This is a genomic window from Devosia sp. P1_H9 (genome assembly GCF_056405135.1).
Window position 1 is genome coordinate 264,298 of sequence record NZ_JBFUCQ010000006.1, and the last position, 13,187, is coordinate 277,484.

The following is a 13,187-nucleotide window of genomic DNA, read 5'->3' on the forward strand; positions in this document are numbered from 1 at the left end:
GCTCACCAACCCGAGGACACCATGACCACCAGCACCCACCTGAAGCTCCCCTTCATCCTCCCGGCCCAGGCCGGCAAGCACATCACCCACAACGAGGCGATCGCCGCCCTCGACACCCTGGCGCAACTCGCCGTGCTCGACCGCGACCTCTCCACCCCGCCGTCCAGCCCCGCGACCGGCGCTCGCTACATCGTCGGCCCAAGCCCCACCGGCCCATGGTCCGGCAAGACCAACCAGATCGCCACCCACGACGGCGCCATCTGGCTGTTCCACGCCCCCGAACCGGGCTGGCTCGCCTTCGTGCTCGACGAAAACGGCCTCCTCGCCTGGAGCGGCAGCGCCTGGCAGCCGACGCTGGGCCTCGATGCCACCGCGGCCAAACTCGGCCTCAACACTACCGCCGACGGCACGAACCGCCTCGCCGTCAAATCCGACGCCATCCTCCTTAGCCACGACGACGTCACCCCCGGCTCCGGCAATGTGCAACTGAAGCTCAACAAGGCGGGTGCCGGGCAGTCCGCCAGCCTCCTCTACCAGACCGGCTTCTCCGGCCGCGCCGAACTCGGCACCACCGGCGATGACAAGCTTCACCTCAAGACCAGCCCGGACGGCACCGCCTGGCACGAGGCCCTGGTGGTCGATCCGGCCACCGGCCACATCGGCATCGGCACCGCCGTGCCAGCCGTCTGTCTTGACGTCGATGGCCCGATCCGCCCCAAATCCTACACCGTCGCCACCGCTCCCGCCGCCMGCGCCGGCGCTGGCCAACTTATCTACTTCGCGGATGAATCCGGCGGCGCCACGCTCGCCTTCTCCGACGGCACCGATTGGCGCCGCCTCGCCGACCGCGCCATCGTCAGTTAGCGGTGGCAATCGCCCAACGTGGCATCGCTGCAATTGGCCCCGGCGTCTCCCTGTGCTACGCGAGCACGCGACTAACCGCCCGGGGCACCCATGCTCAAGATTCTCAGCAACGCGCTCACCGACATCGTCGGCGGCTACGAGCAGCGGCGCGTCTGGATTGCGCTGGCCACCGAGGACATCTTCGATCAGCACCGTCGCACGACGCTCGGCCCCCTCTGGCTGCTGGTCAACTATTTCGCCTTCGCCGCCACCTTCATCTTCATTTTCACCCCGGCGCCATTGGACCCGCTGCACGCCATCTACATCGGCGTCGGTCTCCTCGTTTGGCTCTACATCACCGACACGATCACCCAGGCGGTATCGCTGTTCGAACGCGAAGAGGGGTTCATCAAGGGCACGACCCTTCCGCTGTCGGTCTACGTCATGCGCCTGACGCTGCAGAACCTCATCCGGTCTGGCTACGCGCTGGCTGGCTGCGTCATCATCTTGCTCCTTGCCGGGGTAACCATCACCGGTGCCTGGGTGTGGTCGGCGCTGGGTATCGCCCTTGTCCTCGTCGCCTCCCCGGCTGTGGTGACGGTCTTTGCCTTCCTCGGCGTGTTCTTCCCCGATAGCCAGTTTGTCGTCGCCAACCTGATGCGCGTTGCCATGTTCGCCACTCCGGTATTCTGGGGCAACGCCGGCGGCGATCCGCTGCGCACCGCGCTCTACTACTGGAACCCCTTCACCTACTTCCTCGACATCGTCCGCGAGCCGATCGTCGACGGCACCGCGCCGCTCAACTCCTTCGGCGTCTGCATCGTCATTACGCTGGCAATGTGGGCCATCGCCGTCCTGCTGCTCGGCACCTTCCGTCGCCAGGTGGCTTTGATCGTCTAATGGTTTCCATTCGCGCCCACGATCTGCATCTCAACTACCAGGTGCGGGAAAAGCTGACCCTCCGCCCCCGCGACAAGCGCTTGCCGCAAACCGGCGGCACCATCTCGGGCAGTGGCTCGCATCGTTTCGTCACCGCCCTCGATGGCGTCAGCTTCGAACTCAAGGCCGGCGATCGCCTCGGCCTCGTCGGCGCCAACGGCGCCGGCAAGACCACGCTGCTCAAGGTGCTCTACGGCATCTACGAGCCCACCGCCGGCACGCTCGAAATCCGCGGCAAGGTCGATGCCCTGTTCAACATCAACCTCGGGTTCCGCCCCGAAGCCACCGGCCGCCGCAACATCCTGCTGCGCGGCCTGATCAACGGCTGGACCGAAGCCGAAATCGCCGAGCGCACCGACGAGATCATCGAGTTCTCCGAACTCGGCGAATTCATCGACCTGCCCTTCAAGAGCTACAGCCAAGGCATGGGCGCCCGCCTCGCCTTCGCCATCGCCACAACGATGGAGCCGGAGATTCTGTTGATGGACGAATGGATCGGCGCAGGGGACGCGAGCTTCCAGAAGAAGGCGACGGACCGGATGAACCTGCTGGCCGAGAAGGCGGGCATCATCGTGCTCGCCAGCCACAGTGAAGAGCTGCTCGCGAAGACCTGTAACAAGCGGCTCGAAATGGAAAAGGGCAAGGTGAAGGCGTTTGGCTGAGGATTTCCCTTGGACCACTGATCGCCCAGCGTCTCCGGTAGTCCGTCGTCCGGGCCGCCCTCAAGCCTCCCGCCTCCGCGTCCTTCGCCTCCAACCACTGCGCCCCAGGAATCCAGAACTGTTGCCGGTTCGCGGCGCCCCCGCCCATTTCTCTGCGCGCGAACCTTAGCCGCAATACCTGCCATCGCGTCAGAGCCTTCCGAGGAGGCCTGTGGCATGGAGCACATTTGTCTCAGCGCCGTTTGCCGATAGACGCATTAATCGATCCACCAATGCCTACGAGCGTTCAGCGATCGACCAACCGGGCGCTACTGTGCTGACAGCACCTCCCTCAGATGTTCCTCGATCATCGTGACGCCCTTCCACCCCAGTTCCGCCGTCCCTTCGCGGGCGCTGCGCGTGTACCACTTCGCGTCGTCGATCCGGGCCATCTCCACCGCCTCCGGACAGAGCGCCAGCATCAGCGAGGTCTCGCCGATCCCCGCGTGATCGAACGGGTACTTGCTGATGATCTCCGCCGTCATCAGCGGGTGGCCTTTGATCCAGTTGAACGGGTCGTCGCCTGTCGCGTGCTGCTGGTAGTAGTCGTCCATCCCGGCCTGGCCCCACCAGCCTTCGCCCCGATGCTCCTCCAGCCAGGCGAAGATCGCCTGCCGCGCCGCGAACTTGAAGCTGAGGTCGGTCGGCATTCCGGCCGCGAAGTTCTCGCTCTGGTGGTGGATGAAGAAGTGGATGTTGCGAAATCCCACCCGCAACAGGCTGCGGAACAGGTCGCCCGCAAACGGCGCCAGCGCCTGCTGGCCAACCTGGATCGAGCCGTTCCCCTCCGGCGGCTCCACGGCGTAGCTGGCGGCGCCGTAGTAGAACGGCGGCAGGATCACCAGGTTCATCTCGGCCTCCAGCCGCTCCAGCACCTTGATCACCACCAGCGTATCCATGCCCACTGCCATGTGCTCGCCATGGTATTCGAGCACCCCCAACGGCAGCACCACCGGCCAGTTCTCCTCGATCGCCCGCCGAATCTGCAGCGGCAGCATCATCTCGTAACGCATCGTCTCCCCTCGCTTGCGTGTCTCCGGCTTTCCATGGACATTAGCCGGCAAGGGCAGGGGAGAAAATCATGCTCAAGGGGATCGACCCAATTCTGAATGCCGACGTGCTGCATGCGCTCAAATCCATGGGGCACGGCGACGACCTGATCATCGCCGACATGAACTTTCCCTCGGATTCGATCGCGCGCCAGACCGTCTACGGAAAGCTCCTGAAGCTGGAGAATGTCACCGCCGGCCGCGCCGCCGAGGCGATCCTGTCGCTGATGCCGCTGGACAGCTTCGTGCCGCACCCGGCGTTGCGCATGGAAATCGTCGGCAAGCCCGACGAGGTGCCCGCGGTGCAGCAGGAGGTCCAGGCCGCCATCGACAAGGCCGAGGGTAAGCCGTCTCCCATGGGCTCGATCGAGCGCTTCGCCTTCTATGAGGCCGCCAAGCAATCCTACGTCGTCATCCAGACTGGCGAGCGCCGGTTCTATGGCTGCTTTGTCTTCAAGAAGGGCGTCCTGCCGCCCGAAGCATAGGCGGAAGTGCACATTCATTAGTGAAAGCAACTGCCGCTCACCCATGAATGCAAGTGCTCTTTGTGCAGTCCGATGCGCCGGCTCGCGCCGCCAACCTGTTGACTTCTAACATGTTAGCTCCGTACCATTCATCAGCATCCCGCACATAAGGATGCGCTCCCTGGGGAGGGACTTAGGCAGGGGTTGAGGGACTGGGTTGCGCTTCGGCGCCGCCCGACCTGCCGTTCAGTTTCCCATCGAGCGCCGGCGCGGAGGCGACAACGCCGCTCGAGCGGCGATTTGAGGGAGAACTGACGTGAAACTCGAACTCTACAACGCGGTTGCTGCCATGCAGGCAAACCGCCGCAACTTCCTGAAGGGCGCTGCCGCTCTTGCCGCCGGCACTGCCCTGAGCAGCTCTTTCGCCGGCCGCGCCCTCGCCCAGGACAGCGTTCGCGCCCAGATCCTGCAGATCCCCGGCGTCGGCAAGGGCTCGCCCACCGACGCCGACTGGCAGAAGGTCGGCGAACTCTGCCTCGCCGCCACCAAGGCAAACGTCGCCGAGGGTGAATTTGCCGGCGTTGAGCTCACCTTCATGGGCCTCAACAACCAGAACCTGCACAACTTCCTGTTCCGCGGCTTCCTGAAGCCGTGGGAAGCCTATACCGGCGCCAAGATCAACTGGATCGACCTCGCCCAGGCCGACTACAACCCGCGCCTGCAGCAGTCGATCGCCACCGGCACCGTCGATTTCGACATCGTCGAGATGGGTGCACCCTTCGAGGGCGATACCGCCAGCAAGGGCCTGCTCGACGAGATGCCCGACTGGGTGAAGACCCAGATCGAGGCCGACGACCTCGTGGACTATCTGAAGGCGCCGGTCGGCACCTGGGATGGCAAGACGTACCGCATCAACATAGACGGCGATTGCCACACCTTCGCCTACCGCAAGGACTATTTCGGCGACGGCTCGATCAGCGGCATGGCCGACGTTCCGACGCACTGGGAAGATTTCCCGGCGCTCGCCACTGCCCTTGCCGGCAAGAACGATCCGATCACCGGCACCCCGGCCTACGGCTTCATCGACCCGCTGAAGTACCAGTGGGGCGGCTTCGGCTTCTACTTCCTTGAAGACCGCGCTGCCGCTTACGCCAAGCATCCGGACGATCCGGCCTGGCTGTTCGACCCCGACACCATGAAGCCGCGCGTCAACAACCCGGCCTGGGTGCAGGGCATCCAGGACGTGCTCGATCTGGTCAAGGCCAACGCCTATCCGCCTGATCAGCTCAACGCCGATCCGAACGCCACTGCCTTCTCGCAGTTCCTCGGCGGCACCGGTGCGGCCCTCACCTGGTGGGGCGACGTCGGCTCCAACGCCCGCACTTCGGACACCTCCGTCGTCGGCGATGTCGTTGGCTTCTCGATCAACCCTGGTGCCAAGAAGGTCTACAATTCGAAGACCAGCGCCTGGGAAGAGAAGGAGAACTTCGCTCCCAACATGGCCTATATCGGCTGGGGCGTTTACGTCACCAGCCGCGTCTCCGCCGACGAGAAGAAGCGCAAGGCCGCCTGGTCCGCCGCTGCCCATCTGGGCGGCAAAGATCTGTCGCTGTGGACCGCCGCCTATCCGTCCGGCTTCCAGCCCTACCGCAACTCGCACTTCCAGTACGAGGAGTGGGAAGCGGCCGGTTACGATCGCGCCTTCGTCGAGGATTATCTCGGTTCCAACCTCGACAGCTACAATCACCCGAACGCGGCGATCGAGCCGCGTATCCCCGGCATCTTCCAGTACTATTCCATCGCCGAGGACGAGTTGGTGAAGGGCATCAACGGCCAGTACGCCGGCGCTCAGGAAACCGCCGACGCCATCGCCGCGGCCTGGGAGAAGATCACCGACCAGATCGGTCGCGACAATCAGATCAAGCTCTATAAGGCCTCGCTTGGGCTCTGACGCCCTGCGCTGATTGACAATCCACGGCTGGTGGCGGACCGTCACCAGCCGATTTCGTTCTGAGCCCGAACTGTTCGATGAGGCGTGGATGGCGTTGACTGAATCACCGAGCTACGGCGTCGTTACGCCCCGCCGCAAGGAAGGGGGCAGGGCGCTCATCGCCGCCGCCACCGTCCTGTTCCTGGCCGTCGGCCTCTTGCAGGCGCTCAACTCGGCGGGCATCCTGCCGCTCGGCCTCAGGGATTGGCGTCCGACGCTTTACGCCTACGTGCTCTGGGCCGCGGCCCTCGGCACAGGCATGGTAATGATGCGCGGCGAGGCGGGCCTCAAAGCCCTGTTCATCCTCCCGGCCGCGCTCTTCACCGTCGCCATGGCGATCTTCCCGACCCTGTTCGGCTTGTCGATCGCCTTCACCGACTGGAACCTCGCCTCCCTGACCGGCCAGAAGTTCAACGGCTTCGACAACCTGGTGCAGCTGGTCCGCGACCCGTTCTACTGGAACGCCCTGCGCAACATGGTGATCTATGTGCTCTTCGTTCTCGTCGAGTACGCCATCGCCTTCGGCCTCGCGCTCCTCCTCAACGCCGAGATTCGCGCGCGGAAATTCTGGCGCGTCGTCTTCCTCATTCCGCTGATGCTGTCGCCGGTCGCCGTGAGCTGGATGGTCGGCAAGTCGATGCTCGAATACCGCTTCGGCCCGGTGGCGCGCTTCGCCCGCTGGCTGGGCTTCAACAACCCGAGCTTCTTCACCGACCCCTGGGTCGCCCGGCTCTGGATCGAGGCGATGGATGCCTGGGTGTCGATCCCCTTCGTGATGATCCTGCTGCTGGCCGGCCTCCAGGCCATGCCCAAGGAAGTCATGGAGGCCGCGAGAGTCGATGGCGCCTCGCCCTGGCAGCGCTTCTGGCAGATCACCTTCCCGCTGATGCTGCCGGTCTCGATCACCGCGATCGTCCTCCGCATCATCTTCAAATTGAAGCTCGCCGACATCATCATCACCGTCACCTCCGGCGGCCCCGGCGGCGCTACCGACAGCGTCTCGAGCTTCATCTATCGCGAGTACCGCGACCGCTCGAACGTCGGCTACGGCACCATGCTGGCGATGTTCTACCTGGTGGTGATCGTGGTCTTCATCACCATACTGCTGAGGGTACTGAGCAAGCGCATGCGGAGAATGACCTGATGGCCGCCGAAGCAACAATCTCCGCCGCGGCCCACCCAGATACCGGTATTGCGGTCCGCCGAACCAAGTGGCTGCTCGGCCGCATCGGCATCTACGCGGCACTGATCGTCTGGGCCTTCGTCTCGCTGTTCCCGGTCTACTGGACCATCACCACCTCGATGAAGGTGGCCAAGGATGTGCAACTCGGCCACCTCATCCCGTGGGTCGATTACCAGCCCAACTGGCTGGGCTGGCGCTCGCTGGGCCTCTCCCCCGACACCATCGGCCAGATCTCGACCGTTCGCGACGAGTTCCTCGGGCGCTTCCTCAACTCGGTCTACACCGCCTTCGGCGCCTCGACGCTCGCCGTGATGATCGGCGCGCTCGCTGCCTATGGCCTCAGCCGCTTCCAGTACAAATTCCTCTGGATGAAGAACGAAGACCTGAGCTTCTTCTTCCTCAGCCAGCTCATCCTGCCGCCGGTCGTTCTCGCGCTGCCATTCCTCGTCCTCTACCGCGAGTTGGCGCTGCTCGACAGCCTCACCGGCCTGATCCTCCTCTACACGCTCACCGTGCTGCCCATCGTCATCTGGATCATGAAGGACCAGTTCGACACCATCCCGATCGAGCTCGACGAAGCTGCGCAAGTGGATGGCCTCGGCCCCTGGGGCACCTTCCTCCGCATCATCCTGCCGATGGCGCTCCCCGGCATGGTCGCCGCCTTCATCCTCAGCCTGATCCTGTGCTGGAACGAGTACTTCTTCGCCGCGCTGCTCACCGGCTCCAACGCCAAGACGCTCCCCGTCATGGTCGCCAGCCAAACCGGCTCGCAAGGCATCAACTGGTGGAGCATGGCCGCCCTCTCCACCGCGGCAATTGCCCCGCTGGTCGTCGTCGGCATCCTGCTCGAACGCTACATCATCAAGGGCCTGACGGCCGGCAGCATCAAGGGCTAGGCGCGATCCGGCCACAACCACCAGACCCAACCTCCCCCTTGACGGGGGAGGCAAGCGAAGCTTGGGAGCAAAGCGACCTAGCGAAGCTCGGAGGGGGTGCGCCAGGCACTCGATGCCGGGGTTAGAGCTCCCGCATCAAATCCTTGTTCCGCTCGTACAGCTCCCGGAACACCCGATACCGCCGCCGATACAGCTCCGCTAACCCCGCATCCGGCGTGATCTCGTGATCCACCGGGTTCCACGTCCGGATATCATCCGGCTGCACATCCCCGATCGCCAGCGCCGCGATGAACGCATCGCCATACGATGCCCCCACCGTCTTCTGCCGCACGATCTGCGTTCGCCCCGAAACGTCCGATGTCGCCTGCGCCCACACCCGGTTCTTCGTGCCGCCGCCCGCCGCGAGGATCGCCTTGGGCGGCTGCCCCACATCGGCATAGGTCTCGAACACGTGGTTCGTGCCGAAGGCGATGCCCTCGAAGATCGCCCGGTAGATGTCCCCGCGCGTATGCGTCAGGTCCATCCCGAACAGCACACCCTTGGCCTCGGTGTCATGGATCGGCGTCCGCTCTCCCGAGAAATACGGCAGCATTACCAGCCCGTTCGCCCCCGGCGGCGAGCCCTCGGCTTCCAGCGCCAGCGCCATCACCGCCGTCGCCGGATCGAGCTCCTTGGCGAACTGCTCGCGGAACCAGTGGCTCAGCGTCCCTGAGGTCGCGAGCCCCGACATCGCCGCGTGCTTGCCAGGGAAGAACCACGGCGCATACCACAGCCGCGCATCCGGCACCCGCACCGGCGTGATCTCGATGATGAAGATGGTCGAGCCATACATCAGCAGCATGTCGCCGCTATCGAGCACCCCGACGCTCAGCGCCTCGGCACCCGCATCGATGGTCCCGGTGGTCACCGGCGTCCCCACCGCCAGCCCGGTCGCCGCCGAAGCCTCCGCCGTCACTGTCCCGGCAATATCGGTGGTCCAGATCGCCTCGGGCAGCTTGTCCAACCCGATGATGTCGTCCGCCAGCTCATCGGTCCATGCCAGCTTCTCGACATCATACAGCGGCGAGAAATTCGCCGCCGAATAGTGGTCGATCACGTATCGCCCGGTCAGCTTCTGCACAATGTAGGTGGTCGAGGTCAGGATCTTCGCGGTCTTGGCATAGATCTCCGGCCGGTTCCGCTTCAGCCACAGGATCTTCGGCCCGATCGACTGGCTGGTCAGCGCATTGCCGCAGCGGCTGAGCAGAACATCCTCGCCGATCCGCGCCGTCAGCTCCTCGATCTCCTTGGCCGCCCGCGTATCGACGCCATAGAGCACGCCGTTCATCAGCGGCTCGCCGTCGGCATCCACCGGCAGCATGCACGGACCGATGGCGCTTGCCGCCACCGCCACGATGTCCTTGGGGTCGACGCCGCTATCGGCGATCAGCGCCTGGCTCAGAAAGCAGAAGTCGCCCCACCAGTCCTCGCGCGGCCGGTGCTCGGCCCAGCCGGGCTGCGGCACCAGCATCTTGTGCGGCCGGGCGGCGCTGGCGACGATTCGCCCCTCCGCATCCACCAGCACGCCCTTCGATTCAAACGTCCCGATATCGATGCCGAGATAATGCCTCATCCGATGTAGTCATCCCGGTCCAAGCTGAACTTGCTGTCGATCCGCGGCAGCGCCTCCACCAGCAGCGTCGTCAGCTGCTCGAGGTCAGAGATGTCGCAAACCTCCAGCGACGAGTGCGAATAGCGCATCGGGAACCCCACTTCGATCGAGGCCACGCCCTGGCCCACCAGTTGCACATAGCTGAGGTCGGTCAGCGCCCCGATATGCGCGCTCCGCTGCAGCGGCAGCTTCTTCGCTTCAGCGCTATCCTCGAACAGCTTCACCATCGCCGGATGCGGCAGCGTGCCGTTCAGCGTCCCCCGCCCATGGAACGAGTAGAGCGAGATCGCCGGCCCGCCGCCGAGCTTTACGTCGCCGCGTGCCGCCATGTCGGGCGTATCAGTCGCGAGGATCAGGTCGAGCTGGATCGCCACATCGGGCATCAGCACCTGCGCCGCCGTCACCGCCCCGCGCAGGTTGAACTCCTCCTGCACCGAGAACACGAAGTGCACCGTCGGCCGCTTCTTCACATCAGCCAGTGCCTTGGCCACCTCGATCATCACCGCACAGGCCGCCCGGTCATCGACCGCAGTCCCGGCAATCCGCCCATTGGCGAGCTCGGTCACCTTCGGCGCATAGACGATGGGCGTCCCCACATCGATCCCTGCCGCCAGCACCTCGGCCGCCGATTTGAACCCGGCGTCGATATAGAGCTCGGGGTAGGGCAGTACCTTGTACTTCTCGTCCTGCGACGTCGCGTGGTGGCTCTTGTGTGCGATCAGCCCGGGCACATCCTTGCCCTCGCCGACGCAGAACAGCACCTCCGTCGAAGGCAGCGCCCGCTCCGGCACGCCGCCCAGCCGCTCCACCCGAACCATGCCGTTGGCTTCGATCTTCCGCACGATCAGCCCGAGCTGGTCCATATGCGCGAACAGCATCACGCTCGGCGCGCCCTTGTCGCCCTCCAGCGTCGCGATCAGGTTGCCCATCCGGTCGGTCGTCGAGGTGATCCCCAACCCGGCCATCGCCGCCTTCAGGTACTTGCGGACCCGGCCCTCGTACCCGGAGAGCCCGGGAATGAGCATCAGGTCGATCACCCATTGCTTCAAGCTCATCAGTACCCCCGCGCCTCGCGGACCAGCCGCATGAACTCGGCCGCCCGGTCGGCGTCCACGGCCTTCCAGGTGTCGCCATCGACCTTCAGCGACGAGCCGACGATGCAGCCATCCGCAACCGCCAGCACATCGGCCACCGTCGCATGCTTCACGCCCGTGTTCGCCAGCACCGGCGTCGTCGGCAGCACCCGCTTCACCGCCTCGAGGTCGACCATCTTCGCCGCCTCGCCGGTGATCGCACCCGAAACAAGGATCGCATCGGGGATCGACGAAAACACGGCGCTCCGCGCCCTGTCGCTCAGCGGCCGCTGGTCCAGCGAATAGGCGAACTCGGCCGACACATTGTACAGCAGCGCCAGGTCCTGTCGGCCCAACCGGTCGCGATAGCGCACCGCCTTGCCGGCATCCGGCGTCCACGGCCCCATATCCGAGGCATAGGTGCCCGTGAAGATCTCGCGCACGAACCGAGCCCCGGTCGCCGCCGCCAGCGCGATGGAGCTTTCCGGGTCCCACAGCACGTTCACCCCGAACGGCACCGTGATCTCGGAGCGCAGCCGCCCGATCACGTAGCCCATCGTCGCCGTCGACGCGGTATCGACCTTGAACTCATACGGCCGGTCGTTCTCGTTGCCGAACATCACCGCATCGAAGCCCGCCGCCTGTAGCGCACGCAAATCCTTGCGCGCTCCTTCGACGATGGCCTCCACGCCCCCCTCGTAGTCGTGCAGCGGAGCGCCGGGCAGGGCGCCAAGGTGCACCATCGCGATCACCGGCTTCTTGTCGCCGAACACCGTCTTGAATTTGCTTGTCATTGCTTCTTGTAAACCGCTTTACTAGACGCCTATGCGTAGCAGCGGCCAAGCCCGGCGTCTACGGCCCGCGACGGGCGGTAAGCGTGCTCCACACCAATCCTTAACCACGATCCGGTACCTTGCGCGGGAATGAGTGCGAGGTTCCCCCGATGGAACTGCTCCTTCTGCTCCTCCTGGTCCCCATCCTCTGGCTGCTACTGCTGCCGGGACGGATCGCCAAACGCGCCCGCAAGTACCGCTTCACCGGCGCTGGCATCCTCGCCGGAGCGCTGGTCGCAGGCTGGATCGGCATCCAGGCGTTCTCCGGCCCGCCACCCGTCAAGGTCGACTACACAGCCGGAGACACCGAGTTGCGCGCCATCCTGCTCCAGCCCGAAAACGCCCCGCGCTACAGTTTTCGCGACTAGGCGGGCAGCGTCCGCACCCTCAGGTCGTCACCGAACCAGACAAACGGCGCGCCCGGCACCAACCGCCCGAGCCCCTCCGCACCAATCGCCTGCGCTGGGTACAGCGACGCCATCCGCAGACACTCACCCAGCTCCAGCCCCAGCTCGAAATGCGCGTATCGCACCGCCGCATCGAGCGTCAGGTCGGCCCCTGCAAGCGTTCCGTCGCCAAGCCGCAGCGCGCCGTCCTTGCGATAGATCGTCCGCCCATTGAGCTCGAAGCTCGCCATGTCCGTACCCGCCTGCGACATGGAATCCGACACGAGAAAAATCCGCCCGGGCCCGGTCTTCGCCCGCAGCGCCAGCCCCAGCGTCGCCGGGTTCACGTGGATGCCGTCGGCAATCAGCCCAGCCCACACGCTGCCGTGATGCAGCGCCGCCCCGACCACGCCGGGGTCGCGGTTGCCGATCTGGCTCATCGCATTGAACAAGTGGGTCGCCATGCTTGCGCCAGCCTTGATCGCCGCCGAGGCCACGTCGAACGACGCATCCGAATGTCCAATGCTGACCACGATGCCGGCCCGCGCCAGCCGCGCAATCTGCTCCGGCGTCACCGTCTCCGCCGCCACCGTCACCAGCAGATGGGGCAGGGCGGCCCGTGCCCGTTCCAGCCGCACCAGGTCCGCCTCATCCATCGGCCGGATGAGCGCCGGATCATGCGCACCCTTACGCGCCAGCGAGAGATGCGGCCCCTCGAGATGCAGCCCGAGAAACCCCGGCACCTTCCGCCGCGCCGCCTCCGTCCCCGCCGCCAGCACCGCGTCGGTCACCTCTGCCATATCGGTGATCAGCGTCGGCAGCAGCCCGGTCACGCCGAACGCCGTATGCGTAGCGCAAACCATCGCCAGATCACCGGCGGTCGTCCCCGGCCCGACCAGATGCCCACCACCGCCATTGACCTGCAGGTCGATCAGGCCCGGCGTGAGGATACCCCCACCGAGCCGCACCGTCGTGGCGCCAGCAGGTGCAGGTCCAACGGAGTGAACTGCGCCGCCCTCGACTACGAGCGCAGCATCATCGTGCCATGCCTCGCCATCGAAGATGCGGGCGCCGGTATAGGCGGTGAGTTTTTGGGTCATGGGGACCAGATGTCGAGGCGATCCTCCCCCGTGGAACGGGGGAGGGGGACCGCCGAAGGCGGGGGAGGGGGCGGCGGGA

At 65.3% G+C, this 13,187-nt stretch carries 13 protein-coding genes; 8 read left to right on the top strand and 5 right to left on the bottom strand.

Annotated elements, in window-relative coordinates; genetic code table 11:
• Positions 1-21: 21 nt before the first annotated feature.
• From AC1DYL_RS13755 to AC1DYL_RS13765, 3 genes are all read left to right on the top strand, one after another.
• Complete coding sequence (locus AC1DYL_RS13755; RefSeq protein ID WP_477173573.1) at positions 22-864, top strand: DUF2793 domain-containing protein; 843 nt, start codon at positions 22-24, stop codon at positions 862-864.
• A 90-nt stretch (positions 865-954) separates the two neighbouring features.
• Complete coding sequence (locus AC1DYL_RS13760; RefSeq protein WP_477173574.1) at positions 955-1,743, top strand: ABC transporter permease; 789 nt, start codon at positions 955-957, stop codon at positions 1,741-1,743.
• Entirely contained in the window at positions 1,743-2,444 is a 702-nt protein-coding gene (locus tag AC1DYL_RS13765) for an ABC transporter ATP-binding protein (RefSeq protein ID WP_477173575.1), read from the top strand. The genes AC1DYL_RS13760 and AC1DYL_RS13765 overlap by 1 nt, the downstream gene beginning before the upstream one ends.
• A 308-nt stretch (positions 2,445-2,752) precedes the next feature.
• Here the strand turns inward: AC1DYL_RS13765 and AC1DYL_RS13770 are convergent, their stop codons facing one another.
• Positions 2,753-3,496: a creatininase family protein gene (locus tag AC1DYL_RS13770; RefSeq protein WP_477173576.1), complete on the bottom strand. Its 744-nt coding sequence runs from the start codon at positions 3,494-3,496 to the stop codon at positions 2,753-2,755.
• A gap of 68 nt (positions 3,497-3,564) precedes the next feature.
• Between AC1DYL_RS13770 and AC1DYL_RS13775 the strand changes: the two genes are divergently transcribed.
• The 4 genes from AC1DYL_RS13775 to AC1DYL_RS13790 all read left to right on the top strand — a co-directional run bounded on the left by AC1DYL_RS13775 (position 3,565) and on the right by AC1DYL_RS13790 (position 8,065).
• Entirely contained in the window at positions 3,565-4,017 is a 453-nt protein-coding gene (locus AC1DYL_RS13775; protein ID WP_477157362.1) for an RbsD/FucU family protein, read from the top strand.
• 295 nt (positions 4,018-4,312) lie between these two features.
• Positions 4,313-5,947: an extracellular solute-binding protein gene (locus AC1DYL_RS13780; RefSeq protein ID WP_477173577.1), complete on the top strand. Its 1,635-nt coding sequence runs from the start codon at positions 4,313-4,315 to the stop codon at positions 5,945-5,947.
• An 88-nt stretch (positions 5,948-6,035) separates the two neighbouring features.
• Positions 6,036-7,130 carry a carbohydrate ABC transporter permease gene (locus AC1DYL_RS13785; RefSeq protein WP_477173578.1) on the top strand — a complete coding sequence of 365 codons (1,095 nt, stop codon included), beginning with the start codon at positions 6,036-6,038 and terminating at the stop codon, positions 7,128-7,130.
• Positions 7,130-8,065 (top strand): carbohydrate ABC transporter permease, encoded by a 936-nt coding sequence (locus tag AC1DYL_RS13790; RefSeq protein WP_477173579.1) that lies wholly within the window; start codon positions 7,130-7,132, stop codon positions 8,063-8,065. The genes AC1DYL_RS13785 and AC1DYL_RS13790 overlap by 1 nt, the downstream gene beginning before the upstream one ends.
• Before the next feature lie 121 nt (positions 8,066-8,186).
• Here the strand turns inward: AC1DYL_RS13790 and AC1DYL_RS13795 are convergent, their stop codons facing one another.
• From AC1DYL_RS13795 to AC1DYL_RS13805, 3 genes are read right to left on the bottom strand one after another with little or no spacing between them, the layout of a single operon-like run.
• Complete coding sequence (locus tag AC1DYL_RS13795; RefSeq protein WP_477150338.1) at positions 8,187-9,677, bottom strand: FGGY-family carbohydrate kinase; 1,491 nt, start codon at positions 9,675-9,677, stop codon at positions 8,187-8,189.
• Positions 9,674-10,771, bottom strand: coding sequence for a M42 family metallopeptidase (locus tag AC1DYL_RS13800; RefSeq protein ID WP_477173580.1), 1,098 nt, complete (start codon positions 10,769-10,771; stop codon positions 9,674-9,676). The genes AC1DYL_RS13795 and AC1DYL_RS13800 overlap by 4 nt, the downstream gene beginning before the upstream one ends.
• On the bottom strand, positions 10,771-11,583 hold the full coding sequence (locus AC1DYL_RS13805) for a BtpA/SgcQ family protein (RefSeq protein ID WP_477173581.1): 813 nt from the start codon (positions 11,581-11,583) through the stop codon (positions 10,771-10,773). Before AC1DYL_RS13805 ends, AC1DYL_RS13800 begins: the two co-directional genes overlap by 1 nt.
• Positions 11,584-11,732: 149 nt before the next feature.
• Between AC1DYL_RS13805 and AC1DYL_RS13810 the strand changes: the two genes are divergently transcribed.
• Positions 11,733-11,990, top strand: a complete 258-nt coding sequence (locus AC1DYL_RS13810; protein WP_477173582.1) for a hypothetical protein — start codon at positions 11,733-11,735, stop codon at positions 11,988-11,990.
• On the opposite strand, the gene nagA is transcribed toward AC1DYL_RS13810, so the two are convergent.
• Complete coding sequence (gene nagA / locus AC1DYL_RS13815) at positions 11,987-13,108, bottom strand: N-acetylglucosamine-6-phosphate deacetylase (protein WP_477173583.1); 1,122 nt, start codon at positions 13,106-13,108, stop codon at positions 11,987-11,989. The two genes, AC1DYL_RS13810 and nagA, sit on opposite strands and share 4 nt — an antisense overlap.
• Between the last annotated feature and the right edge of the window lie 79 nt (positions 13,109-13,187).